At 62.7% G+C, this 26,713-nt stretch carries 17 protein-coding genes and 1 pseudogene; 7 read left to right on the top strand and 11 right to left on the bottom strand.

The features are described 5' to 3' along the window. Window positions 1-160 precede the first annotated feature (160 nt). Together VE23_RS20250 and VE23_RS20245 are read left to right on the top strand one after the other, a co-directional pair. On the top strand, window positions 161-1,108 hold the full coding sequence (locus VE23_RS20250; protein WP_049868907.1) for an SDR family NAD(P)-dependent oxidoreductase: 948 nt from the start codon (window positions 161-163) through the stop codon (window positions 1,106-1,108). Between the two features lie 691 nt (window positions 1,109-1,799). Further along, complete coding sequence (locus VE23_RS20245; protein WP_049868906.1) at window positions 1,800-3,293, top strand: long-chain-fatty-acid--CoA ligase; 1,494 nt, start codon at window positions 1,800-1,802, stop codon at window positions 3,291-3,293. 166 nt (window positions 3,294-3,459) lie between these two features. On the opposite strand, the gene VE23_RS20240 is transcribed toward VE23_RS20245, so the two are convergent. Further along, window positions 3,460-4,392, bottom strand: coding sequence for a DMT family transporter (locus VE23_RS20240; RefSeq protein ID WP_049868905.1), 933 nt, complete (start codon window positions 4,390-4,392; stop codon window positions 3,460-3,462). Window positions 4,393-4,622: 230 nt separating this feature from the next. Here VE23_RS20240 and VE23_RS20235 point away from each other — a divergent pair, with 230 nt between their 5' ends. The 4 genes from VE23_RS20235 (at window position 4,623) to VE23_RS20220 (ending at window position 7,790) form a co-directional block, all read left to right on the top strand. Further along, entirely contained in the window at window positions 4,623-5,297 is a 675-nt protein-coding gene (locus VE23_RS20235) for a lysoplasmalogenase (protein WP_049869808.1), read from the top strand. Window positions 5,298-5,685: 388 nt separating this feature from the next. Further along, window positions 5,686-6,039 carry an ArsR/SmtB family transcription factor gene (locus VE23_RS20230; RefSeq protein ID WP_048749092.1) on the top strand — a complete coding sequence of 118 codons (354 nt, stop codon included), beginning with the start codon at window positions 5,686-5,688 and terminating at the stop codon, window positions 6,037-6,039. A gap of 102 nt (window positions 6,040-6,141) precedes the next feature. After that, window positions 6,142-6,645 (top strand): SRPBCC domain-containing protein, encoded by a 504-nt coding sequence (locus tag VE23_RS20225; RefSeq protein ID WP_049869807.1) that lies wholly within the window; start codon window positions 6,142-6,144, stop codon window positions 6,643-6,645. A gap of 368 nt (window positions 6,646-7,013) precedes the next feature. Continuing rightward, entirely contained in the window at window positions 7,014-7,790 is a 777-nt protein-coding gene (locus VE23_RS20220; RefSeq protein WP_049868904.1) for a GNAT family N-acetyltransferase, read from the top strand. Between the two features lie 122 nt (window positions 7,791-7,912). Here the strand turns inward: VE23_RS20220 and VE23_RS20215 are convergent, their stop codons facing one another. From VE23_RS20215 to VE23_RS20190, 6 genes and pseudogenes are all read right to left on the bottom strand, one after another. Further along, entirely contained in the window at window positions 7,913-8,617 is a 705-nt protein-coding gene (locus VE23_RS20215) for a copper homeostasis protein CutC (protein ID WP_049868903.1), read from the bottom strand. A gap of 67 nt (window positions 8,618-8,684) precedes the next feature. Beyond that, complete coding sequence (locus tag VE23_RS20210; RefSeq protein WP_048749115.1) at window positions 8,685-9,860, bottom strand: acyl-CoA dehydrogenase family protein; 1,176 nt, start codon at window positions 9,858-9,860, stop codon at window positions 8,685-8,687. Window positions 9,861-10,060: 200 nt separating this feature from the next. Further along, window positions 10,061-11,149 carry an aspartate-semialdehyde dehydrogenase gene (asd, locus tag VE23_RS20205; RefSeq protein ID WP_083436603.1) on the bottom strand — a complete coding sequence of 363 codons (1,089 nt, stop codon included), beginning with the start codon at window positions 11,147-11,149 and terminating at the stop codon, window positions 10,061-10,063. Between the two features lie 561 nt (window positions 11,150-11,710). After that, window positions 11,711-12,031 (bottom strand): hypothetical protein, encoded by a 321-nt coding sequence (locus VE23_RS26675; RefSeq protein ID WP_157054006.1) that lies wholly within the window; start codon window positions 12,029-12,031, stop codon window positions 11,711-11,713. Window positions 12,032-12,282: 251 nt separating this feature from the next. Further along, entirely contained in the window at window positions 12,283-12,654 is a 372-nt protein-coding gene (locus VE23_RS20195; protein ID WP_049868902.1) for a VOC family protein, read from the bottom strand. Window positions 12,655-13,033: 379 nt separating this feature from the next. After that, a pseudogene (locus VE23_RS20190) lies at window positions 13,034-13,576 on the bottom strand (acyl-CoA thioesterase); the annotation flags it as partial. Between the two features lie 152 nt (window positions 13,577-13,728). On the opposite strand from VE23_RS20190, the gene VE23_RS20185 reads away from it, so the two are divergent. Next, window positions 13,729-14,625: a LysR family transcriptional regulator gene (locus VE23_RS20185; RefSeq protein WP_048749110.1), complete on the top strand. Its 897-nt coding sequence runs from the start codon at window positions 13,729-13,731 to the stop codon at window positions 14,623-14,625. An 84-nt stretch (window positions 14,626-14,709) separates the two neighbouring features. On the opposite strand, the gene VE23_RS20180 is transcribed toward VE23_RS20185, so the two are convergent. The 4 genes from VE23_RS20180 to VE23_RS20165 form a co-directional block, all read right to left on the bottom strand. Continuing rightward, the gene (locus VE23_RS20180; protein ID WP_049868901.1) at window positions 14,710-15,273 is read right to left on the bottom strand and encodes a hypothetical protein; all 564 of its coding nucleotides are present in this window, start codon (window positions 15,271-15,273) and stop codon (window positions 14,710-14,712) included. A gap of 315 nt (window positions 15,274-15,588) precedes the next feature. Beyond that, window positions 15,589-16,272: a S1C family serine protease gene (locus tag VE23_RS20175; protein WP_021879237.1), complete on the bottom strand. Its 684-nt coding sequence runs from the start codon at window positions 16,270-16,272 to the stop codon at window positions 15,589-15,591. Window positions 16,273-16,318: 46 nt separating this feature from the next. Next, entirely contained in the window at window positions 16,319-24,913 is an 8,595-nt protein-coding gene (locus VE23_RS20170) for a chitobiase/beta-hexosaminidase C-terminal domain-containing protein (RefSeq protein WP_049868900.1), read from the bottom strand. A gap of 89 nt (window positions 24,914-25,002) precedes the next feature. After that, window positions 25,003-26,713: S-layer homology domain-containing protein (locus VE23_RS20165; RefSeq protein ID WP_198156194.1), on the bottom strand; the 1,711-nt coding region annotated here is incomplete at its 5' end.

Raw genomic sequence — 26,713 nt, 5'->3', positions numbered from 1 at the left:
GTAATCTCCTATCCTGAAAGTATAGTACGATTTTTACCGATATTATATCATGAACTGGACTGTTTGGTCCATTAATGTTACTATGGACTAAATAGTCCATTTTTCATCACACAAAGTTTAAAATCAGCAAAACAACCCTAACCTCAGAAGGAGAATCCACATGGAACATTCGATTGCACTCGTCACAGGCGCCACCTCCGGGCTCGGTTATGCGGCAGCCCGCAAGCTCGCCATCGAGGGCTACCGCCAGGTCATCGTCACCGGGCGCAGCCTGGCCCGGGTTCAAGAAGCGGCCGCTCAACTCGCGGCTGAGACCAAGACACAGGTTTTCACTCCGCTGGAGCTGGATCTGGACGCACCGACCAGCGTTCAATCCGCCCTCGCCGAGCTGGTCAAACGAGGTCGGCCGGTTGATTTCTTGCTGCTCAATGCGGGGCTGGTTCCCTTCAAGCAGCGCAAGATTACCGCGGCGGGCGTCGAGGCATCTCAGGCCCCGCTCATTGGTCATCATGAACTGACTGTCGGGTTGCTCAATGCCAACCTGCTGAGTCCCGACGCGCGGATTGTTATCGCCGGCGCGGAGCCTGCCCGAGGGGGCGTGCCCATGTTCAAATACACCGACCTGCCCGCCTTCGCGGCCAAATACCATCAAGGCGACCGAACCGCCGCTGTTGAAGCTCTGATTCGCAACGGGCCGAACGTGAAGTACGTGCCCAACAATGCGTATGCCGACGCGAAGCTGATCATCGCTTGGTGGGTCGCGGCGTTGGCGCGCCGGCTGCCGTCCGGCATGGCTGTGTACGCTGTATCGCCCGGTGGGGCGACCGCCACCAACGTGAAGCGAAGCGCTAGCCCTCTGTTGAAGTATGTGTTTATCCCCATCGTGAACCTCATTCCCGGCATGAACCAGACGCCGGAAACCGCGGCCAGTCGCTACATCCAGGCGTCGGAGTTCGGAACCGACGTCTCAGGGCAATTCTTCGCCTCGGCCAAAGGGAAGTTCTCAGGCCCAATCGAGGTGCAGCTCGAGCCCCACCTCCACGATCGCGCCAACCAGGAAGCCGCGTGGCAAGCCGTCGTCAAGGTCTCCGACGTCGACTTGTCTTAGTGTCTCCGGCGTCCTTGTCTTATCGTATATTCCAAAAGTTAGGATACCTATGAGTGTTTGAATAATGAGGCGGGTTACGAGAGAAATCGTAACCCGTTCTTTATTTTCATCATTTGACAATGCAGCTTCGGACCGATTTTATACATAGGGCTTGCTGAACAATTCTTTAAAGGAAGGAAATTCAGGGCTTGCTTCAATTCTAATTCAAAAATCTTTGCACTCCTTTCATTTAATTCATATGGCCATTTGAGGTAGAAAACCCAGGAAAATCGATGGATATTCAATTAAATACATATTTTGTTAGTTCATAATTTATCTGTATGAGAAATTCATAATCGCTTTCTCTCCTAAAACGAAATTCTTCTATGGTTCACAGAGCAAGTAAACTGCGGCGTCAGCCTTCAACCGTCGAAGTCCTGCACGACGAAAATGACAAAATGCAGATCATTTTTTTAAGCTTGTCTGCTGAAGGCAGCATCATAGCTTGGTCTCTCGTACTTGATCTACTTGTTCGGCTGTACCTTTCAACCGCAATCTGCAACTGAGGGTCGATTTGTATCCGGATACAATTAACTTTTGCCGTCCGGCAGGGATTTGTTACCGCTTTCAAGAATATAATGCTGAATAAATTCATCCTTGCCTACATCACCGATTCTCATTCCAAGCCGATTGAAAGAGGAGATGAATGCGCATGAGTTGGAGTCTGGCCGAAATATTGGAGAACAGCGCCGCAAGCCACCCCCTGCGCCCCGCCTACGTCTGGGGCGGCCGGGAAACAAGCTATTCCGAGCTGATGGACCAAGTGATGCGGTGCGCGTCGGGGCTCGCTTCGCACGGAATCGTCAAGGGAGACAAGGTCGTGCTGCTCCTCGGCAATTCGCCCGATTTCGTCATCGCCTATTACGGCATCCTGCGCATCGGCGCCGTTGCGGTGCCGGTCAACCCGACCTACACGCCGGAGGAGATCGCCTACGTGCTGGACAACAGCCGTGCCCGCGCCGTCATTGCTGCCGCTCCTCTTGAGCCGGTCTTCCATGCTCTGCGCCCCCGCCTTCCGGAGCTGAAGCTTGTCGTCCTCACCGGAGCCGGCACGTCTTGGGATGAGCTTCTGGACGCTGGCGGCGGCAATCTTGAATCCGCTTACATCAAAGATGACGATACGGCGGTCATTCTCTACACCTCAGGTACGACAGGCAAGCCGAAGGGAGCGATGCTCTCCCATCGGAACTTGGCGACCAACGCGGAATCGGTCCATTCCATGTTCAAAATCAATCATGAGGACCGCGCCGTCGTCGTGCTGCCGATGTTCCATATCTACTCCATGACGGTGTGCGTCAACGCTCCGCTCGCAGTCGGAGCAGCGCTCATCATCATGCCGCGCTTCCAGCCGGCCGAGGTCATCCGCACGATCCGCGAAGACAGGGCGACGATGTTCTCCGGCGTGCCGACGATGTACAGCTTCCTGCTGCAATTCCCCGGAGCGTCGGCCGCAGACTTCGCGGGCATCCGGCTCTGCTCCTCCGGAGGCGCCTCGCTGCCGCTCGAAGTGCTGAACAGGTTCGAGGAGAAGTTCCAGACCGTCATCTATGAAGGCTATGGATTGTCCGAGGCGAGCCCGGTCACCGCCTTCAACCCTCTCGGAGGCATCCGCAAGCCGGGCTCCATCGGCGTGGACATCCCGAACGTGATCAACAAGGTCGTGGATTCGGAAGGGCGCGAGGTGCCTCGCGGCGAGGTCGGAGAGCTGATCGCGCAAGGACCGAACATCATGCAGGGCTACCTCGGCATGCCGGAAGCGACGGCGGCGACGCTCCGGGACGGCTGGCTCTACACAGGCGACATGGCCCGGATGGACGAGGAAGGCTATATCTTTATCGTCGACCGCAAGAAGGACATGATCAACGTCGGCGGCTTCAACGTTTATCCGCGCGAGGTGGAGGAAGTCATCTACCAGCATCCGGCCGTATTCGAGGCGGCGGTCGTCGGCGTGCCCGACGAGGTGTTCGGCGAGAGGGTCAAGGCGTTCGTCGTGCGGAGCGACGAATCGCTGTCGGTGGAGGACCTGCTGGCGTTCTGCCAGTCCCGTCTCGTCAAATACAAGATTCCGACGATCGTCGAGTTCCTGGCGGAGCTGCCGAAGAACAGCTCCGGCAAAACGCTCCGGCGGGCTCTGAGGGAAAAGTGACGCTTCGTGCCCGGCCCGCTGTTCCGGAGATTTCCTTGATTCATGAACAAGCAAAAAACGGCAGATCCTCGGGATTTGCCGTTTTTTGCGGATATTCATGCTGCTGACGATTAAGCGGGACAACCGTTGATGCCGTTGACTTCCAGGAGCTGCATCATTCACGCGGTTAACGGTCAACGAATCGATTCCTCTGCCCTGCGGGAGCCAGAGGGGCTTTCCCGCCGCCGGCATGACTTCCGCCCCGGGTAGCGAGGAACACGCCCCCGAGAATGACGGCCAGCCCCGCGAGCAGATTCCAATGAAGAGGCTCGCCGAGCAGCGAGTATCCCCAGACGATGGCGCTGACCGGCACGAGATAGGTGACCATCGTGGCGAACTCGGGACTTCCCTTCTGGATCAGGTAGTAGAAGATGATGTACGCGATGCCGGAGCCGAATACGCCGATGCCGGCCAGCGCCCCGATGAACGAGCCTGAGCGGAAGGCTTCAGCCGGAAAAGGCTCCGTGGAAAAAGCGGCGATTCCGCTCCCGGCTGCGGAGCATAACAGCGTTCCGAAGGTGAGCTGGTACATCGACAAGCCTTTCAGGCGCCTGGACAGCTGCGAGCCGATCCCGTAACAGAGCGTCGCGGCCAGCATGCAGGCGAAGCCGAGGCCGTCGACGGAGATGATCGTGGACGGATTGACGCCGAGCAGCACCATCATCCCGGCGAGAGCGGTCAGCATGCCCGCCCACTGCAGCCTGCCGGCCGCATTCCGGAAAAAGAGCGTGCCGACGATGATCGTCCACAGAGGAGTCGTCGCGTTCAGAACCGACGCCATTCCGCTGGAAAGCCTCGTTTCGCTGAAGCCGATGAGCGCCCATGGAACGGCGGTATTGAAGAGAGCCATGGCCGCCATGGGAATCCAGGGCACGGAGCGAAGCCCGAACGGCTTGCGCAGCAGCAGCATGACGGCGGTAATGGCGACGAGGCCGAACGAGGAGCGCAGGAAAGCGATCATCCACGGTCCCGTTTCTTCGAGCAGAAGCTTGATGAAATAGAAGGAGCCTCCCCAGATCAGGCTCAGAGCGACGAGTGCGGCATACAACGATTTTGGCATATGAACTCCCCCTGCGATGCCGTTCAGGCATGGCTATAGAACGGTCCTTCTATTAAAAGGGCTGAAGGTCCGTTTGTAAATGTGATGCGGATCTATTCTTTCTCCCTCGGAAAGTTGTGTTGTCATTCCCGGCGCTGTCCTCTATACGGAACCAAGGCCGGAACGGCGAGCTGCCTGAGCGAGCCGCCAATACCGACCCTTCAGCCTCCACGAACGGAGTGATGTATTCCATGTCCAGTGCTCTTTTGCCCGTCCTTATCCTGATGATGGGCCTGATTTATATTTTCGTCATCCCTTCCGATCCGGAAGGAGTCAAAATCGTCTTCAAGCTGATCCCGATGGCGCTCATCCTCCTTTATGCCTACCTCGGCAGTTTCGGCGGAAGGCGCCGCTATCCTGCGCTCGTGCTCTCGGGCTTATTGTTCTGCGCTGTCGGAGACGGCACGCTGCGCTGGTTCGTCGTCGGCTTGTCCGCCTTCCTGATCGGGCATCTCTTCTACATGTCGGCTTTCTTCGGCAGATGGCGGTTCTCCCGGCTGCGCTTCGCAACGATCGTTCCGATCGCCGTCTTCGCCTTTCTCATGGGCAGCAAGCTCATATCCACCCTCGCAGCCGACGGCAAGACGGAGCTGATTGTTCCCGTAGCCGCCTATGTGGCCGTCATCTCCCTGATGGCCTGGTCCGCCATCATGTCGGGCAATCGCCTCGCCATCGCGGGCAGCCTGCTGTTCATGCTCTCGGATTCGATTCTGTCCTGGAACATGTTCGTGTCCGATGTCGCTTATTCGGGTTATTGGATCATGCTGACCTATTACGCCGCGCAGTTCCTCATCGCCGGCAGCCTTCGCCCGGGCAGCGGAAAGTCCTCGTATCCATCCGTGTCTTACAGGGACTCAGCGCTTTGACAGGCAGTCGAGCAGGCTTTTGAAAGCAGGGAAGAAGGAGACGGCCCCTGTCATGGGCATCTCTTCGAACCGCCGGAAGCCTTTCGCCATCTGTCTCTAGTCCATGCCTCTTCCGCTTATGATCCTAACATGCCTTCTCTTTCGCTGTCTTGCTCTTTTATAAGCTTTGATCGTTGGGCGCGAGCCGGGCATCGGCTCCAGCCGGGCTTCCTAAAAGGAAGTCCGGCATTTACGGTTATAATATTCCTTTACAGGAATATTCCTATTGTGGTATATTCCAATCATGGGACGGCAATGAGGAAGGAAAAGAGGTGAGCGGGATGATTGGATCGGCAAGAGCCGTGCCGGAGTGGAGCTTTTCCTTGCATCCAGGCGACAACAGACAGCTATGGATATAACGACATTCGGTGCTTTAAGCGAGCCAAGCCGGCTGCGGATCGTCGAGCTGCTGTCGACGGGGCCGCACACGGTCGGCGAGATCGCCGAACGGCTTCAGATCCGGCAGCCTCAAGCCTCCAAGCATCTGAAGGTGCTGCTTGAGTCTGGCCTCGTAGACGTAACGGCGGAGGCGAACCGGCGCAGCTACAGCCTTCGCATGCAGCCCCTCCGGGAGATGGATGCTTGGCTGGAACGCTACCGGCGCATATGGGAAGAGCGGTACGACGCCTTGGAAGATTATTTGCTCAAGCTGCAGGCAGCGGACGAAAATTCGGATATAGACTCAAAGCGGAAGCCGGAATAGACCCTTGCCCTCGCGCTCAAGGTCATGGCGGACGAAGGCAAAGGCTGGCTGGCATAAGCATAGGCGGACAATCGATAAGAGGAGGAAATACGAGTGAACAAAATGACCCTCAAAGCCGAAGGCAATACCCTTATTCTGGAGCGGGTTTTCCCGGCTCCGCGCAAGCTGGTCTTCCAAGCCTTCACCGACGGCGAAATGCTCAAGCACTGGTGGGGCCCCCGCGGATGGGAGCTGACCGCAAGCCGGATGGATTTCCGTCCCGGAGGAAGCTGGCACTACTGCATGAAGTGCATGGACCAGGCTCAGGGCGACTTTTTCGGCATGGAATCCTGGGGCAAGACCGTCTATGAAGAAGTAGTCGACGGCGAGAAATTCACGGGCACCGATTACTTCTCCGACGCCGAGGGAATCGAGAACCGCGACATGCCCCCCGCCCGCATCATGCTGCTCTTCGAGGATGTCGAAGGAGGCACCAAGGTGACGAACCATTCCGTCTATGCGAGCGCCGAAGCTCTCAAGAGCGTGATCGATATGGGCATGGAGCAGGGCGTCACGGAAACTTGGGATCGGTTGGAGGAATATGTGGCTGCGGCTGCGAAAGCCTAGAGTGGGGGAAGCTGCCGAATCGCGGCAGCTTTTTTCGTTAGCGGCTGCCCCTCATGATCCGAAGCTGAAGAGTCCCCTCTGCATTCCGTCCTGCGGAATTCCCTCTGCATTCCTTCCCGCAGAATCCCCTCTGCCGTCCCGTCCTGCACAATCCCCTCCGCCATCCTGCCGCATGCCCTCTTTTCGAAACGCTGCCGATTCCGTACAATGAAGAGAAAATGGATTCGGTCCAGCAGATGGGAGAATGCCGATGAACAAGCCGATTGCCGGGTATCTCCTGTACGAGCCTGGTCACCGATCATTTGCGGCTTGAGGCCGTCGCCCGCTTTGCCAAGACGTACTAATCTCCCTTAGAAAGGAAGCCGTTCATGGACCGTCCAACCTCCGCATCCATAACCGCCCGCCTGCAGTCGGATCCGCTGCTCCATATTACCCTGCTCAAAATGCTGGAGAGCTTCGGCGGCGGGATGACCGCCCATATGGCGGAGGAAGGAGAGCAATGGGGCGCTCTTCTGCTGCTGCCTGCCGAGCTGAACGCCTATGACCGGCTTACTTATCCCGAGGCCTCCCATGCCGGATTTCTGGCCGGAAACAGCGACTCCCTGCTGCTTGGACTGCTGGACCGGCTGCCGGAATCGGGACGCTTCGTCTTCAAGCTCCAGCTCCCGCGCTTCAAGGCCATTTTGGCCAGCCGTTTCCGTCTGGAGAAAGCGAGAGGCTTTTATACGTATACGGCGGGGGACACAGCTTTCCAGGCTCCGCTCGACGGCCGCATCGTGGAAACAAGCGGTGTAGATGACGGACTGGCATCGTTCTGGACTCCGCCTGAAGCGGAGGAGCTGCTCGGCTATATCAATAAAGGAGCCCGGCTGTTCGCGCTATACGAAGGAGACGAGCCGGCCAGCGTATGCGCCGCTTTTCCGAACTTCGGGCCGATCTGGGAAATCGGCTTCCTGCGCACGCGGGAGAGGTTTCAAGGCCGCGGCCTGGCGAAGCAGGTCGTGTCCGCGGCGATGGCAAGCATCGGCAAGGACGGGCGCATTGCCCGCTATCATGTGCTGGAGACGAACGAGGCGTCCATCAAGGTCGCCGAGTCGGTCGGCCTGTCCAGAGCGGTCCATCTGGAGCACTTCCTGACCTGCTGAACATGGATTCCGCTTACAGGCGGGTCAGCCTCTGCCGGCATTTCTTGCCTCTGCGGCGTGACATCAACGCCAAGTTAAGTACGAAAAAGAGCGTTCTTCCCCACCGGAAGAACGCTCTTTTCCTAATCAATCCACAATGAGGCTGCCGCCAGCACCTTCTTGACTGCCGCAATCCGCTCCGGCACAGGCGGACGGAGCGAATGTCCGCCTTCTCTGACGGCGGAGCCGAAATGCACTTCGCCAACGCCCGTTTCCCTCAGGAAGCTTTCCAGCGCATCCAAGGTCAAGCCGCTGCCCGCCAAAATCGTCGTTCCGCTTCCTGCCGACGCTTGAACGAGCTGCCTCAGCCGGGCCATTCCCTGAAGCGAGCTCGGCTTCCCGCCGGAAGTGAGAATGCGGTTGACGGCAGGGTGCCTGGTCAAAATCTCCAACGCCGCAAGCTGATCGCGGACGGCATCGAATGCCCGGTGGAAGGTGACATCCAGACCTTCGGCTTCGCCCAGCAGAAGCTTCAGCGCTTCCTCGTCGACCGTTCCCTCCGGAGTCAACGGGCCAAGGACGACTCCCGCCGCTCCCGACCTGCGGATCATCCGGATGTCCGCCCGCATCGCCTGTAGGTCGAGCTTGTCGTACACGAACGACAAGCTGTGCGGCCGCACCATGACGTTGACCGGAATCGACACCGCCTTGACGGTCTCTTCGATAAGACCCGGTCCCGGCGTCAAGCCGCCCTCCAGCATCCCGGTGACGAGCTCGATCCGATCCGCTCCTCCTCGTTCCGCCAGCACCGCGTCCGATACGCGGGTCGCGATGATTTCCAGCTTCATCCCCGCCGCCCCCTCCTCTGTCTATCGGTCCCGCCTGCCCTTGCCGCGCCTATTCATCTAACGGCCGTCACGACTCCGCCAGGGCGCGGTTCGCCAGATTGGTCAGCACGACATCGTCCATGGGCGGGTTGTGCAGGCCCGCACGGACATCCCGGTACATGCGCTCCAGCGGGTAGCTGCGGGAAAGGCTCAAGCCGCCGACGATCCGCATCGCCTGATCCACGATGGAGATCGCGGCGTTGGTGGCGATGTATTTGGCAAGCCCCAGCTCCGTCTTCAGCTCTGCGCGGCCTTGCTCATCGCGGTCCCAGCGGTCCGCAATCCCGTACAGGTACGAGCGGGCGGCGAGCCAGTCGGCTTCGATGAGTCCGAGCTGGCGCTTGATGTTGGGGAGCTCGGCGATCGGCACGGTCAGCGAATTCGGCTTGTGGCTGCGGGCGAATTCCAGCGCGAAGTCGCGCGCCGCCCAGGCGATGCCGATATAACAGGCCGGAATATGGAGCATCGACGCCTCCGTCGGCGCGAACGGTGCGGCCGGGGACGCCGAATCCAGGCCGACGATCGTCTCCTCGTCGGGAACGAACACATCGCTCAGCACGACGTCATGGCTTCCCGTCGACCTCATCCCGAGCGTATTCCAGGTTTCCTCGACCTGCACGCCTGGGCCTCTGTGCACGAGAAACGAGCCGACCTTGCCGCTGCCCTCGAAGCCGGCCGTCACGGTGAACCGCTCCAGAATCGGGCTCAGCGTGCTGAACGTTTTGCGACCCGTGAGGAGCCAGCCCCCGTCGGTCCGTCTCGCGGTCGTCTCCGGCCGGCCTCCCCGGGTGGGGCTGCCCGTCGCCGGCTCGCTGGCGAGCTCATTGATGACGATGCCGTCCCGGACGATATCCTGACACAGCCGGACGAACAACGGCTCCGGCCAGGAGCGGGACAGCCTCAGCTTCATCAGCGTATGGACATGCCAGCCGACGGCCAGCGCCGTCGAGCCGTCGCCGCGGGCCAGCCGCTCCTGCGACAGCACGAGCTCGTAGGCCGATGCCTCCTCGCCTCCGTACGCCTCCGGCACGGTCAGCTTCAAGTAGCCGGATTGCTTCAAATCCTCGAAGTTTTCAAAAGGAAACGAGCCTTCCCGGTCATGCTCCGCCGCTCTGGGAGCGAACCGGGCGGCAAGCCGGTCCGCCCTCTCCGCGATCGCCGCCTCGCGTTCATTGCGGATATAGGGATCCATCGATGGTGTCATATTCTCAGCCGCCTTTCCTGCGAACTCATGAAGGATAAGATGCCCCGTCACGGTATAGGGCATGAATTATTCACATCCTAACATAGTTGCCCGATAGGGAACCAGGCTTATACCCTGACCTCTGTTCAAAAAAAAGAACTTATCTCCGAGGAAATAAGTTCTTCATGCCGCTGCCGTGTTCCTTGTCGGTTGTCGCGATGTTATCTCGCTTGAATATAACCTTCCGCCTTCAGCAGCTCGGCGATCAGCACCGCTCCGCCTGCCGCGCCGCGCAGCGTGTTATGCGAGAGGCCCACGAACTTGTAGTCGTAGACGGAATCCTCGCGCAGACGTCCCGCCGAGACGCCCATGCCGCCCTCGATGTCGCGGTCCAGCTTCGTCTGCGGACGGTTCTCTTCCTCGAAGTACGTGATGAACTGCTTCGGCGCGCTCGGGAGGCCGAGCTCCTGCGGACGTCCCTTGTAGGTTTTCCACAGCTCGAGAATCTCTTCCTTGGAAGGCTTCTTCTCGAAGGAAGCGAACACCGTCGCCATATGCCCGTCGGCTACAGGAACGCGAATGCACTGCGTAGTAATCAGCGGCGAGCTGGCCTTGACGATCTCGTCGTTCTCGATGCGGCCCCAGATGCGGAGCGGCTCCTGCTCGCTCTTCTCTTCCTCGCCGCCGATGTATGGAATCACGTTGTCGAGCATTTCCGGCCAATCCGTGAAGTTTTTGCCTGCTCCGGAAATGGCTTGGTACGTCGAGGCGACGACCGTCGTCGGCTTGAACTCGCGCAGCGCATGAAGAGCCGGCACATAGCTCTGGATGGAGCAGTTCGGCTTGACCGCGATGAAGCCGGTCTCCGTGCCGAGACGCTTGCGCTGGGCCGCGATGACTTCAATGTGCTCCGGATTGATTTCCGGAATGACCATCGGAATGTCCGGCGTCCAGCGATGCGCCGAGTTGTTGGAGATGACCGGCACGCCCGCCTTGGCGTAGGCTTCCTCCAGCGCCTGGATTTCGTTTTTCTTCATATCCACGGCGCAGAAGATGAAGTCCACCCCGGAGGCGACCTCCTCCACCTTGGACGCGTCCTGCACGACGATCCCTTTCACCGCTTCCGGAATCGGAGTCTCCAGCTTCCAGCGGCCCTGCACGGACTGCTCGTACGTCTTGCCTGCCGACCCTGCGCTTGCCGCGATTGCCGTCACCTCAAACCAAGGATGCCCATCCAGCAGCTGCACGAAGCGCTGCCCGACCATGCCCGTTCCGCCGACGATGCCGGCTTTCAGTTTTCTCTCTGCCATTCGAATTCCATTCCCCTCTGCGTATGATGAAGAAATGCCGCTCCTGCTACTACCTATTCAGGCCGCCGGCTCGATGTACCGCCTGCTGCCCTTATAGGCTGAACTTTCGGTCGTCCGATAGACAACAAAAAAATCCCACCCCCAAGACTGCGCTTCAGTCTCAGGGACGAGATTGGATTCCTCGTGGTACCACCCAGGTTCGCCGGCTTGGTCGCCCAATCGGCCTCTTCGAGTACGGCAGCGCCAAGCCATGCATGAGGCAAGATGCGTATACTCTAGCTCTGTAACAGGAGCTCCCGTCGCGCCATCCCCGCTCAAGCCGGTTCCTGCGCGCTGCTCGGAGTCTTTTTTCAATAAAGGCTTCTTTGCTCCTTTTCAGCGGACGGAGCTCTCTGGGAAAGAATCGCTTTATCTACTTCTCTCTTCATCGCATTTTGAATTGTTGCACCTATAGTAACAAATTATCCATGCCAAGGTAAATAAAAATTTAAATCCCTTTTGCGTGGGGTCATACGGCAAAGAAAAAAGCACGCCGCCAGGGCAGCGTGCCTCCTAAACCGATTACTGTTCGTTCGCAGCCGCTACCTCGGCATTCTCATTCTTGCGAGGTCTTCCAGGCTTGCGCCCGCTCGTGCTGCGAGGAAGAGACGGATTCCGGGGAGATCGGGTCTGCTTGACCGTGTCAGCCTTTTCAAAATGCTCTTTAATCATCTCGATAATGCTTTCATAAGCGTGAATATTAACTTCACGTACAATCGTGGAGCTGTTTCCTTCGACAGAAAGCTGCTTTTCGAACTCAAGGCTTTTGGATTCATGGTTTTTAAGAGTTTCCAGACGATGAATCAAGCTGTCTACAGAATCGGACGAGTACAGTTTAGCCAAACCAGTCACCTCATTTTTGTTTATTCGTTTAATTATACACAAAATGATGGCTTAAATACCTTTCCTTATTAATCGAAATGATATTTATTTATTTCCTATTCCGCTTTTATTTATGATGAACAAATGTCTTTATTTGACCCCATGAAAAAAAGAGCCGCGGGAAAATTCCCGCAGCTCTAACAGGTTGCGCCAATTCGTCCTGAAGAGGGACGGCAAGGAAGCCGATCGCTTACGCAGGGGCGGATGGCTGCCTATTTTTCCATGACCGCAAAATAGTTGCCTTCGGAGTCGGCGAAATTGAACACCTTTCCGAACGGCAGCGTCACGAGCTCTCCAAGCGTCACCTTCTTGTCGGCCAGGTCGCGGTACAGTCCCTCCAGATCCTCGGAGTAGAACATCAGCGAAGGCGTGCCGAGATTGATTTCCGGCGACATCTTGGCGACAGCTTCCTTGCTGTGCAGAACGAGGCTCGTCCCGCCTTCCTTCGGAGCGACCTCGAACCATCTCATGCCTTCTCCATTTTCTTCGGCTACGACCGCAAAACCGAGCTTCTCCGTCCAGAACTCCTTGGCCTGATCCTGGTTTTGGACATACAGCATCACCTGACCGATCTTGCTGATCATCGTTTGCACGCTCCCGTATCATATTGGCTTCCGCAGCCGTTTGCCGATGGGCTTAAGATCCCCGGCTTCAACGTCCTCAATTCCACATCCAACCCGGCGTTTTCCTGCTTCTTCATAAAAAGAATAAAAAACAGCCGCTATCGGGCTGTCTTTTGGGCACCTTATTCCTTTGTACGGCATGGTTCAAAAATACTTCTGAGCTTGCCGCCTACCACTCGCTGCCCCAGGCATTCGCGTAGGCTTCCATCATCCGCGGGGCGGTTTCCCTGACGCCGGTCATCGCCTCGGCTTCGAGCTCGTGTGCGAACCGGCGGGTTTCCGCCGGAGCGGCTTTTGTGTTCTCCGCCGCAAGCTTTGGCCGGCTGCGGTTCTCATCCAGCTTTTCCTTCGTTTTTCTCAAGCTGAATTCCGGACCAAGGACGTCGGCGAACAGCTTGCTTTCCTGCCTTCTGATCTTGCGCGCTTCTTTTCGTTCCCAGGCCGTTTCATGCAGCCGCTGCTCTTCCACGGTTTCCGGAATGACAGCCGCCACCTCGGTCGGCCTGCCGTCGTCGCCCAGCGCCACGAAGGTCAGGAAAGAGGTCGCGCATACTTTTCTTTCTCCGGTGAGCAGATCCTCGGTCACGACCCGGACGAAGATTTCCATCGACGTCTTATGGGCCCATGTTACGAAGGCGGACAAGCAGACGGCATCGCCTTTTTTGACCGGGTGCAGGAAGTCGACGGAGTCGGTGGAAGCCGTCACGACGGGACGGCGGGCATGGCGGGGGGCGGCGATCGTCGCCACGTCGTCGATGTAGGCCATCAGCTTGCCGCCGAAGATCGTCCCGTGATGGTTCGTGTCGGGCGGCAAAACGATGGAGGCTTTGATCGTATAGGAGAGGCTTGCCGGCTTCGCAGGCAAGGTTTCATTTTTTGCCATTATGCATGTACCTTCTTTCTCGATATAACCCTTGTATCCGGGCTAGACCTAAAGTGTACACGCGATAGAAGTATAGGTAAAATACATATATCGAATTGTTTTCATTCGTTTTCTCTATAGGTCAACTTCAAGAAAGGCTGGTGCCCGGAGCCGTGGATATCCGTCAATTAACGTATTTCATGGAAGTCGCGAAGCAAGGAAGCTTCACGAAAGCGGCTCAGCAGCTTCATATTACCCAGCCCTCCCTGTCCAAGATGGTCCGTCTGCTGGAGGAGGAGCTCGGCGTCGCCTTGTTCGACCGGTCCTCCAAGAAAATCGTGCTGACCGATGCGGGAGAGAGCATTCTGCGCTCCTCGCAGCAGGTCATGGAATCGCTCGACCATATGACCGCGGAGCTGGACGATGTCGTCCAGGCCAAGCGGGGAACGCTGCGTCTGGGCATCCCGCCGATGATCGGCGGACGCCTTTTTCCGTCCATTCTGGAAGGCTTCCACAGCAAATATCCTCAGATCCGCCTGCAGCTGGCGGAGCGCGGCGGCAAGCTGATCGAGGCCGGGGTCGACAGCGGCGAGCTGGATGCCGGTCTTGTCATTTTGCCGATCGGCAACGAAGAGAAGTTCCACCTGCTTCCATGCATCGAAGAGGAGCTTCATCTCGTCGTCTACCCGGAGCATTGGGCGGCTGCGCGCCCCAGCATCGGCTTGCGGGAGCTGCGTGACGAAGCCTTTATCCTGTTTCGGGACGAATTCACGCTGCATGATCTCATCCTGGACACATGCCGCCAGGCCGGTTTCGAGCCGCATATTGCCTTTGAAAGCACCCAATGGGATTTCATGGCGGAGCTGGTCGCGGCCCGGTTCGGCATCACCCTGCTGCCAAGCGGCGTGGCAGGAGCTCTGGACCCGGCCCGCTTCCGCGTCATTCCGCTCGTACAGCCGGCCGTCATGTGGCGCCTCTATATGATCTGGAAGAAGGACCGCTATCAGTCGTTTGCAGCGAGGGAATGGACGGCCTTCATGCAGAAGAGCCTGGATGGGGGCAGCGGGTAAACCTCGACGGAGCCGTGGTCCAGGCTCTCCGATTCGTCCTGGCAGATTCGGGTCTCCGAGGGGCGTGACTCATCCCCGCTTCTATTATCGGCGGCGTCTTCTGCGCAAGACAGCGGAAAGGCCGAGAGCTCCAAGGGCGGCCGCAGCCAAGATCAGCCCCGCCGCCGTCAAGCTTCCTTGCCCTTGGATCAGGTTTTTCCAGGCTGTGTCTTGCGCCGCAGGCTCCGCTGCGCGTTGCAGCGGAATTTCCTTTCCCTTCAGGTAGGCGAGCGCCGCGGCCGATTCGGCGACCGGCCTGGAGGGAGCGCAGAGCGGGTTTTCCCAATGGTCTCCTTTTATTTTCAAGAAGAACAAATAGTCCTCTCCGCTTGCGCTCGGTCCATTCACAACTCCCCAGAACTTGTCTTCATCGGCGATGATTCGTTCCTCCCCGACTCCTTTGTAGCTCGTTTTCACCGTAATTCGGAGTTCATTCCGGTTAAAATGGGAGACCGATTTATCCAGATGTCCCTCTAGGATTGCATCGTAATAGATATAGGCCTCTTCCATCGACCTAGGCTCCGCGCAGGACAAGGCCTGGACTTGGGAGGGCTGCAGCGGCAGCAGAACGAACAGCATTCCGGCGAGAAGCAGAAGCGGCTTTTTCATCGATGTTTCCTCCTTCCCTTTCCTAGAATTAGGAACGTGCTCAAGGGCCGATAAGGTTGCAGCGATTGTCTGGCAGCCCGGGGGCCGCATTTTTCATGGGCATGCAAAAAAAGCGGCTGCCGGCAAGGCCTGGCAGTCGCTTTTGTTTGTAGCTGGAGGTCTATCGTTCGTTCCTGTTTGCATCCGTCCCGCTCTTGCAGAGCTCGACTTATCGATGCTGAGAATGCGCCTTGGCGAGGGAAAGACGTCAGCCTGGGCGCCTGGTGTGCCAAGGTCCGTCCTGTCCGCCTCCCGCAGCACCCGCAGGCTGCGGATTCAGTCTGCCTGCCGGAAGCCGTCCGGCAGCAGCGCCGTCAGGTCGGCCATGCCGACCGCCAGATGGATGCCTTCCATCGTGCGCAGCGAGCCGGAGATGATGCCCGTCAGACGGCCCTGCTCGTCGATCAGCGGACCGCCCGACATGCCGCTGGCGATGGCCGCGTCGATCAGCACTCGGCTGCGGCCGTTGACGACCGCGTCCGGGCTGCTGACGATGCCTTGCGTCACGATCGGCGTATTTTTGAGCGGGAAACCGATCGCATAGACGGCGTCTCCATGCTCCAGCTTGGCCGATCGCAAGGTGACGTACGGATATTTGCCGCCCCCCTTGCGAGCCGAGAGCTCCAGCATGGCCGCATCGGTACGCTCGTCATACCGCCCGACCTTGACAGAGGCGACGGTGCCGTCCGCCAGCACGGCCTCCAGCCGGGCCGCGCCCTTTACGACATGATACGCCGTGGCGGCAGCTCCGCCGGAGGAGAGCAGGACGCCCGTCCCGGTCGCGGACACCGTGCCGTCGGCGCTCAACGCCCGCAAATAAAAGACGGCGTCCGAAGCGAGCCTGTAGCTTTCGTCGGCGGCCAGCGGAGCCTGCTGCTCCGCCTGGATGCTGCTTGCCGCATAGGGTCCTGCCGCCAGCATGGCGCCCAGCGCCAGCGCGGCGATCCATCTTTTTTTCATGGCTTGGCCTTCCTTTCCTTGAGCGTTGGGCTGTGCGCGGACAGGCTCAGCGGCCTGCCGGCGCCTTCGGGTCCACGGCCGACATGATGTCCTTGTACGCCCAGTGGGCGGACGTCAGGTCGGCGAAGCGCGGTTGGGCATCCGTACGCTTGACGGTGCCGGCCATCCGATTGATGAGCACGACGGCCTGGGCGCGCGTCAGCGGACTGTTCGGACGGAAGCTGCCGTCCGGGAAGCCCTGGATCAGCCCTGCTTCGGTCAACGCGCCGATGTAAGGCGCAGCCCAGTGCTTGAGGGCGTCCTTCTGCTTCGGCGCGGCCGCCTGATTGACATCGAGCTTCAGCACCCTGGAGGCGATGACGGCGAATTCCGCCCGCGTAAGGCTGCGGTCGCCGCCGAAGGTGCCGTCCGGATAACCGCCGACGATGCCGGCGGAAGCGAAGAAGGCCACGAGCTGCCCGCTGCGTTCCGATTTGTCCGGGAAGGCATTGAACAGCTCTCCGGGCTCGCGGTCGAGCAGCGGCGCCAGGAATTCGATCAGCTCGTAGCGGCTCATCGCCGCGTTCGGCTTGAAGGTGCCGTCGGCATAACCGGCGGCGTACCGGATCGTGGACGCATCCTTGCGGAGGTCATAGCCGGCATTGCCGACCTCGAAGACGTACGTCAGGATGAGCTTGTCTCCCTCAATTCTGGCCTTGACTGTCATAGAGCGGGTCAGCACCAGCTCGCCTACGTAGCGCTTGCTGTTCTCCGTCGGATCGCTGCCGTCGGTCGTATAGCGGATCCACTTGCCCTCCGGCGCCGTCAGGCGCAGGATGCTGCCGCGCGGCACCCGCACGGACTCCGGCTTTTCCTCGCCTATGGCCGGCTTGCCGATGTTGGATTCCAGAGCGGGCTTCGGCTCCGGCGTTGGAGTCGGAGACGGCATCGGGCCAGGGAAGAACACGAAGCCTCCCTCCTGCTTCAGCTTCCACTCCCCGCTCAGCGCCGGGCTGTATTCCTTGCCCGTCGCGACGGCGATCGCCGTCAGCGTCGTCGTCTCCTTGAGCGTGATCGGCGAAGCGTAGACGGCGGACATCTCGCTCGGCATGCTGCCGTCCAGCGTGTAGTAGATGACGGCTCCCGGCTCGGCCGCGAGCGTGATCTCTACTTTTTCCTTGAATTCCTTGGCGCCCGAGACGACGTGCGGAGCGTCTGCGGCCTGCGGCCAGCGCAGCTCCGGCGAGTTCAGGACGATGGAGCGGGAGAAGCCTCCAAGCTCGGCCTTCAGCACGGCGGCGCCGCCGGCCGGCAGCTTGCCGGAACCGGCTTGCAGCTGCGCGAGCGAAGCGTCCGCGCTCCAGCGAAGACCTTCGGCCTGACTGAGGCCGAAGCTGGACGTCAGGCGGTTCACCGTATCGCCTGCTGCCGGAACGGCAGCCGCGGCGGCGAGGCGCGCCAGAGTTCCTTCTGCCGGAGCCGGATAGAATCCGGCCGCCGCTCTCCAGACGCTGCCGGACAATCCGGCCGGCAGCGTGCCGGAGGTCAGCTCGGCGCCGCCGAGAGCCCCTTCCGTGCGGATGGAGCCTTCGGCATCGTAATAGGCGACGCCGCGCTTGACCATCTGCTTGTGGAACGAGGAGCCGCGGATCTCGCCGCCGGCTTCCAGCCTGCCGGCCAGGCCGCCGAAGAAGCTGCGGCCAGGCATGAGGGCTCCGTCTACGGCGGCGACAGCTTCGCCGCCTCCGACGGAGCGCTCGACGAGGCCCGCAACGCGCCCGGCGATGCCGCCCGCCCATGCCTGCTGCAGGCCGTCCGCCGTCGTCCGCCCCGTGGCCAGCGTGTCGGCGATGCGGCCCGCGTTGACGCCGGCCGCTCCGCCTGCAGCGGCTTCGGCGCCCTGTGCGGAGGCGTCGGCCGCGCTGTACGAGCGCTCGATGACGCCGCCCTCGCGGTTGTCGCCGGCCAGGCCGCCGGCGCTCGCAGCGCTCTGCGCCTTGCCGGCCGTGCCCGACTGGACGATGCGGCCTTCGTTGACGCCGGCGATCAGGCCGGCGCTCTCTCCGCCGCTGACGCCGCCCTCGGCCGTTACGCCGAGAATCTCGCCGCCGGCCGCGTTCACGGCCGCGACAAGCCCCGCATGGCGGGATGCTTTGACGTCCGCGCCGTCGAGCTGCAGATGGTAGATGCGGCCGCGGTTCACGAGCGTGAACGCCGCGTCGCCGCCTGCTCCCGCATCGGCGCGAAGCCCGCGGAGACGATAGCCGCCGCCGTCAAGCTCGCCGTCGAAATGCTGGAGCGGCGTCCAGCCGAAGGCGGACAGATCGATGTCCGCCGCCAGCCGGATCTTGTCGCCCGTGCCGAGCGGAGAGGCGGCCGCCTTCCGGTCGAACAGGCGGAAGTAGGCGAGGCCGGTATCGTTGCTCAGCAGCACGTAGCCGTCCAGCTGCTCCCGGCTGCCGATGACGATCTCGCCGCTGCCGGGCAGACGCAGGATGGAAGGATCGACCGCGTTCCGCCAGGCGCCGGAAGTCAGCGGATCGCGAGCCGGGACCGCCTCGGCCGAGGCCGCGGCTCCGGCGTTGCGGCCGACAGCCGCGCCGCTGCCGGTGTACGCCGAGGCGAGGATGCGGCCGTCGCGGAAGTTGTAGCCGACAAGCGCGCCTTTGTACGTGTCGGTGCCCTTGGCATTCGAGGTCAGCTCGCCGACGGAGGCATAGACTCCGTCGATGGTTCCGTCGTTGTAACCGGCAAAACCGCCGGTATACGAGCGGGTCGTGCCCGCGAGGCCGGTCGTGGAGACGACGCCCTGGAGCGCGTTCGAGCGCTTCACGGCGCCGGTCCGCTCCACGGCGGCGGCGAAGCCGCCCGTGCGCGTGTCCTGGCCGGCATTGCTCACGCTGCCGGAAGCATAGCTGTCCTCGACAGCGAAGCGCTCGATCGAGCCGGCAAAGCCGCCCGCATAGGAGCCGCGCTTGCCGGATGCCTTCACCGCTCCGTCTGCGTACGAGTAGCGGATCGAGCCGTTGCCGTTGCCGCCGTTCCCGTTGCCGCCGTCGCCGAGCAGGCCGGCGAAGCCGCCGGCGTACAGCGTCGTGTCGATGTTGGCGTCCGTCACCTCGACCGGGATCGAGGCGGAGCTGCGCGTCACCTCCATGCGGTCGCCTTGGCCGATCGCGCCGCCCGCGTAGGCGGCAGGCAGGTTCTCGCCGATCGTGACGGCCGTGCCGACAACGATCCGGGCTCCGTCCTCAGGCAGGACGCGGCTGTAATGGATCTCTCCGTCCTCGCCTTGGCCGACGAGGCCGCCGGCCCGGTAGAGGCCGGCGCCGGAGGCGTCGATGCCTCCATGGGCATCGGCATGGACGAGAATGCCGCTGCTGTAGCCGGCAATGCCGCCCGCAGAGACCGTGCCCGCCGTGCCGGCGGCGATAGCCGCGCGGCTGTCCGACTCGTAGACGGACGCCTGCAGCAGCCGTCCGGCAAGACCGCCGGCCAGCAATTCCGAGTCGCCGCCGCCGGCAGCCAGCGTGAGCTTGCCGCTGTAGTGCGTCTGGTAAAGGCCGCGATAAAGAGGGTAGAGCCCGCCGAAGTCGAGCCCCGCATCGCGGTCCGAAGCGCTCAGCTCGCCGGCGATGCCGCCCGCAGCGAGCGTGCCGGAAGAGCCGGCATCCAGTGTCGCGGCGATCGGTCCGGACATACTGGCATCCTGGATCGTGACGTCCTGCGCGCGTCCGGCTACGCCGCCCGCCGACGCGTTTCTTCCTTTGGCATTCAGCGCGGCTTCAATCTCAATGCCATGCAGCGCAGCGCGTTCGACGCGGCCGGCGAGACCGCCGACCGAAGCCGCCTGCACGCCCGCAGGCGACGTCACCGCCAAGCCCTTGACCGACGCATCCCGCACGTCCCAAGCGGCGATGCCGCGTCCTGTCTTCTCCCCGACCAGGCCGCCGGCGAAGCCGCCGCCCGTCACGCCGGGAGCGGACGAGGCCGCTTCGGCCTTGATTCCGCTCAGAACATTGCTCTCTTCCGAACGGCCGATCAGGCCGCCTGCCGCCGCTTCATCTCCTGCGGCGCGAACCGCTCCCGCCTCGCCGAAGAACACTTCGAGCTGCGCGGCAGCACCGTCTTGATAATGGCCGATGAGGCCGCCTGCGGCCGAGCCGGAGCCGGTTGCCTCGACGACGAGGCGCGTCAGCCCCAGCTTCAAGCCCTCCGACGCTCCTCTCTGGCGGCCGGCCAGGCCGCCTCCCGCCGCTTCGCCGCCGCTCGCCGCAATGCGGCTGGCCGCTTCGCCCGACGTCGACAGCTTCCAGCTGCCGGAGGCGATCGCGGAGACGTTCTCGCCGGCGATGCCGCCGGCCGCTCCGCTTGGCGCCGCGCTTTCGACGCGGCCGCCCGCCAGCTCGACGCTCAGGCCGGCGGCGGCGCCTTCATTGCGTCCGACGATGCCGCCCGCGACGCCGCCGATGACGGCGGCCTGCTCCGGCAGCTTCAGCTCTACCGCCTCGATGCGGCCGAAGCTGCGTCCGGCCAGAGCGCCCGCGTACGCGTAGCCGAGGACGGACTTCGGCTCCAGCTTGAGCCCGCTCACAGAGCCTTTGGCGCCGATGACGCCGAACAAGCCTGCGTTCTCCACCGTGCCGCTGACGGCATAACCGTCGATCAGATGGCCGCCGCCGAGCAGCTCGCCCTGGAACGCCAGCGTTTCGCTGACGCCGATCGGGCTCCACTGGGCCGACTGGATATGGATCGGACCTTTGATCTCGATCGTCCGTCCCTCGAAGCTGAACGGCTCGATGCCGACGAGCGTGCCGTTGACGATCGCCGCCAGTCCCGCCAGCTCCGCTTCAGTGCCGATTTGGAAGCTGGGTGCGTCTTTGTCCCGAAGATACCAGTTGACGTTCGTATTGACGCTGCCCCCGGTTCCGTCATCGCCGCCGCCGCTGCTCGCGGCGCGGTTCACTTCCGGGTACTGGTACTGGGCGCTCAGCGACCCGTACTTCCAGGCTGCCGCGAAGTCCCAGCCCGACAGCGCAGGGAACTCGCTGCGGTCCGCCAGCGTCGAGGACAGGATCGTGCTCAGCCGTCCCAGCACGCTCAGCCAGCGGTACTGGCCGTCCGCGAAGTCGGGCAGGTCCTTGTTGAGGTTGAGCTTCTCGTCCTTGATGTAATAGCTCTTGTAGAGCAGCTCCTTGCTCGCGTTGTCGTACCGGCCGGCGAAGCCGCCGGCCCGTGCGGTTCCGCTTGCCGTCACTTCGGCTGCAGAGTAGCTGTAGGAAACCTTGCCGGAGGCGATGCGGCCGGCAAAGCCGCCCGCATAGGCGCCGTTGCCCGACGCCGTCACGCTTTTGGCGCTGTAGGCGTTTTTCACCGCGCCTCCCGACAGTTCGCCGAGCAGGCCGCCGGCTTGGGTGTAAGCGCCGGAAGCCGCCACCCGGGAAGCCGCGTACGATTGCTCGATGCCGCCGCTGCTGCGCCCCGCGAGACCGCCGAGGAACACAGGCTGGACGGCCGTTCCGTACGCTTTGGAGGTCAAGTCGAGATCCGTATAGGACGACAGGATCCGGCCGGCGTTGTCGCCGACGAGGCCGCCGGCCAGCGTGCCCTGGCCCTCGATCGTCAGATTGGCATTTGTATACGTGTAGTACAGCGTGCCTGCGGCTGCGTTGCGGCCGACGAGGCCGCCGACGACGGCGTTCGCTCCTTTGGAGGAGACCGGCAGCTTGTCCGTTACGCTGACGTTGGCGATCAGGCTTCCGTTCTCGCCGACGAGGCCGCCGACCGTCATGCCAGGCGCCAGCGCCTGCACGCTGCCGGAGACGCGGCTGTTGGCGATGATGCCGAGCGAGCTTTGCGGCTGGGCGGCCGGATCGCTTGCGCGCGCCTCCAGCCGTCCCGCCAGGCCGCCGACCGTGCTGCCGGCTGCCGCGGCGTTGGCCTTCAGCTGCATGCCGGTGAACAGGTTGCCGCTGACAGACGGCTGCTCGCCGCCCTTATGCGTGCCGAGCAGGCCGCCCGCCTGCGTGTCCGGACCGCTCAGCAGCAGGCTTGCGCCGCTGCCGACAAGGCCGCGCAGCGTCGACTCCGCGCTGCGGCCGGCGATGCCGCCGGCCTTCGCCTCCGAGGCGGCGGAAGAAGCCGTCAGCAGAAGGTTCTGCACGTTGACTCCCTTTCCGTCGCCCTCGATCAGGCTGTTCTCTGCACGGCCGGCCAGGCCGCCGGCCTCGACGCCGGAAGCGCTGACGGCAAGCGCGACATAGCTCGGCGCTTCCGCCTGCACCGCCGGACGAACGATGTCCGCGCGGACGGCATATCCGGCCGCTCCGCCGATGCGCGCTTCGGCAGCCGTTGCCGTCACGGTCGTTTCTTCTCCGGCTTCCAGCGACGAATCGGTCAGGGAAGCGCGGCTGTCCGCCGCTCCCTGCAGCCGTCCGACGAGGCCGCCCGCTTCGGCTCCTGCACCGCCCGCTGCGATCGCGACGCGGCGCACAGAGACGCCGTTGATCGAGCCCTCGCTCAGGCCGGCCGCTCCGCCGAGCCTGGCGTCCGCGCCGGCAGAACGGAGCGAGATATCCTCCGCCTCGCCGCCGGTCAGGCTGCCGAAGCTCTCGCCGGCGATGCCGCCGATGCGTGCCGACGCGCCGCCCGACTCGATGTCGAGTCCGCGGACGAGCAGGCCCGCCTGCGCCGAGCCGTCGAGCCGGCCGACTGCGCCGCCGAGCGCGGCGTCGTCCGCCTGCGCATTCAGGCTGATGCCGGTGACGCGCACCGGCTTCTCCGCCGTGCCGAGCACGGCTTGTCCTTCAACGCGTCCCGCCGCGCCTCCGAAGATGTAGCCCGCCTTGCCGGCGGGCAGGTTCACGGACAGCCGGTCCACCCGGCTGTCCGTCACCGTCAGCTCGCCGAAGCCGCGGCCGAGAAGCCCGCCCGCTGCGAAGCCGTCTCGTCCTCCGGCCGAAGCGGCGGTTTCCGCCTCGAAGACGATGCTCGAGGAATCCTTCGCAGCCGGATCGCCCGCCGAGGCCTGCTCGATCCGTCCCGAAGCGCTGCCGGCGATGCCGCCGGCCGAGCTGTCGGATGCGACGGCTTTGAGCAGGAGATAAGCGGCCGACGCCTGCTGGATCGTCCCCTCGGAGCGGCCGGCGATGCCGCCGAACTCGCCTTGCGCCATGATGGATGCAGGCGCCTCTGCCGTGCCGCCGGAGAAGACATGGCGAATGACCGTGCCTGCGGCTGCGCGGCCGGCAATGCCGCCCGCCTGCACGTCCGCCTGCTCCGCCTGCGCCCTCGCGTCAAGCGAGCCCTTGAAGCCGGCCTGGCCCAGCAGGCCGCCGCCGAGCTCGCCGACGATGCCTCCGGCGCGCACCTTGCCGCCGCCGAGGACATGAATGTCGCCGCTCGACGAGAACGCGCGGGGCGAGGCTTCCACCAGCTGAAGTCCGCTGGCTGCGGAGCCGAACAGACCGCCCGCATAGACGTCGCCGCCGCCCTCTGCCTCGACTGCCGCCGACTGCGCATACCCCTTGGACCACGAAAGCATCGGGCCGACATGGCCCGCGATGCCTCCGGCATGGACGGTTCCGCCCGCATGGACGTTGACTGCTCCCGTCGCCGGCAGCGCCATCGTCACCTCAGGCAGCGCCCCGTCGATCAAGCCCGTCAGACCTCCGGCGTATACCTCCGCCGCATCCGGAGCCGTCACCGTGACGGAGCCGCTGGCCGCCGTCTGGCCGGAGAACAGGACAGGAGCGCCGAAGCCGCCGGAGAAGCCGCCGGCATGAACGATGCTGCCCGCCGTAACCTGGACGGGAGCGGTATTCGCGATGACCGTATTCTGGTCGTTCATCGTCAGAATTCCGGCCGTATAGCCGGCAAGGCCGCCTGCATAGATGACTCCGCCACCGCCGGCCGTGACCGGTCCTTCGTTATGCGCCGTCTTCATCTGCAGGCTGCCGGACGATACGTATCCGATCAGCCCGCCAGCGTAGGCCGAGCCTTCGGTCGCGACCGCGGCATCGTTGGACACATTCGCCACCTGGCCCTCGGCCGAGCCGACGATGCCGCCCGCATATGCGGTGCCCGCGAGGCTTTTGGCCCCGATGCCGATTTCGTTCTCGATGTCGTAGACGATGCTGTAGCCCGCCATCCTGCCGACCGCCGCGCCGGCATACACGTTGCCGGACACGGTGGAGAGGCCGATGTAGCCGTCCGCCTCGAAGCGGAAGCCGCCGACCGTGCCTCCCTCCATGTTGCCGACCAGCCCCTGGTAAGGGATGGAGGATGGGACGCGCATGCCGGAGATGCCGAACTTAGCTCCATCCTTGGCGATGAGCGTGCCTTTGAACGGGTGGCTCTCGGTGCCGATCGGCACCCAATCGTATGCGGACAGATCCAGGCTGTGGTCCACTTCCAGAATTTTGCCCTTGAGGCCGTCGACGCCGTCATCCTCGTTGACGAGCTTGGCGATTCCCGCCAGCTTGGCCGGCGTGTCGATCTTGAATGTGGTATACGTCGAATCGAACCAGCTCGTATCCGCCGAGCCCGACCAGGTCTGGGCGCCGGCCCTGACCATCATGGCCGTGCCGCCAAGCGCGCCCGCGAGCAAAACCGCTCCGAGCGCGGCCGCTTTCCAGGCCGGTTTTCTTTTTGCTGCCTTCATGTCCTGCCCCCCGCCTATTTTCCCGTCCTTAGCAGACAACCCGCATCACGCTTGGAGCATGATGCGGGCCTGCCGTCTGCTGCGGCCGATTATGATTTCATCCAGTCGTTCACCCGGACCGCGATCGCAGCCGCCTGGCTGCGCGTGAGCGGCTCGTTCGGGGAAATGCTGCCGTCGATGCCTTGAATGAGTCCTGCCTGCACGGCTGCCGCCAGCGGTGCCCGAGCCCAAGCGGGAATCGCTTTGGCATCACCGAAGGCGCCCAGCACGCGGGCGGTTTCTTCCTCGCCCAGCTCCTTGCCCGGCCGGGCAATCGCCATCAGCCTGCCGGCCATGACCATCGCCTCCAGGCGGGTCAGAGCCGCGCCCGGATCGTACCGGTCCGGACTCTTGCCGCTGGTGAGGCCGAGGCCGGTCGCGACGGCGACCGTCCGTGCGTACCAGCTGTCCGCCGGCACGTCTCCGAAGCGGGCCGTTGCCGCGGGCTCGGTCATGTAACCGGCCGAACGGAGCAGGATCGTCGGATATTCCGCCCGCGTCACCTTGGCGTTCGGAGCGAACTTAGCCGCCGACTGGCCGAAGACGAGCATTCTCGCCGAGGCCTGCCGGATCGTGTCCGCCGCCCAGAACAGCGGCGCTACATCCTGGAACGTCTTGCTGTTGCTTGCATAATAGAGGCTGCCGGAGCCGGTCAGCACGACCTCTGCGGCCGATCCGCCCGCAGCCGGCTTCCATGGCAGCGGCGTCCAGCTGCCGTCTGCCGCCCTCAGCAGCACTGCCGTCACATCCTTCGTCGTGACGCCCTCGGGCAGCGGCAGAACCGCGGCCGGAGCCGGCTTCCAGCCGGATGACGGAAGGCCCAGCTGCAGCTTGGTGCCTGCGCCGCCGCCCAGCAGCCTGAAGCCTTGGGCGAGCGCCGCCGCATCCAGCGCGGCACGATCGGCGTTGTCGTTCAAGCCGAACGACAACGTAAGATCGTCCTTGCCGCCGCGCAGCTGCGAGGCGCCGAGCGACAGGCTGGCCATCGGCAGCTCGATCCGCAGCGTCTTGCCTGCCGCGGCGAGCTTGTCGGCGAGCGCGCGGGCGACCGTGATCCGGTAGCCCTCCGCCGCCGCTTCCGCCGAGCGGAGAACAACGTCGGCCGAGCCGTCCGCGCTGGAGGCATCAAGCCGGATGACGACCGTTTTGCCCTCCCATGCCGCCTCGACGGGACTGCCGTTCACGCTGGCCTGCGCCTTGTCTCCCGCAGCCGGCGCTCCGCCGCCTCCGAAGCCGAAGCCGCCCGGCATGCTGTTCCAAATATTCGCAGGCAGCACCGAAGCGGCCATCGCCAGCTTGCCGGCGGAGGTACGCTTCGCCACGACGACGTTATCGCCGTGCTTCGCCCCGATGACGCCGTCCGAAGGGACGACGCTCCAGCCGGAAAGATCCTCCTTGAAGGCAGGCAGCTTGGCGCCCGCCCCATAGACGCGGTATGCCAGCTGCTGGCCGGTCATGTCTCCGGCGTCGGAGACGACGATGCGCGTCTTATCCGACGAGCCGAGCACGCTTTCGGTCGAAGCATGGATCGAGCCGAGCGAGGTCGGCGCCGGCAGCGCCACCTCCGCGACGGCCATCGCCTGCAGCGTCATGGCGTCCGAAACCCGGTACTCCGCCGTAATCAGGCTCGCTCCGGCACCAGTAGCCGTCAGCGTGCCGTCCTCGGCCAGCAGCGCCGCTTCGCCGTCCGCCGTCAGGCTCAGCCGCTCCAGCTCTTCCTTGCCGAGCGCGACTTCCTTGAATCGCGGCTTTTCGCTGCCC

This window comes from Paenibacillus sp. D9 (assembly GCF_001188365.1).
Taxonomy (GTDB): Bacteria; Bacillota; Bacilli; order Paenibacillales; family Paenibacillaceae; genus Paenibacillus_O; species Paenibacillus_O humicus.
This window is presented reverse-complemented; position numbering and strand designations above follow the sequence as displayed.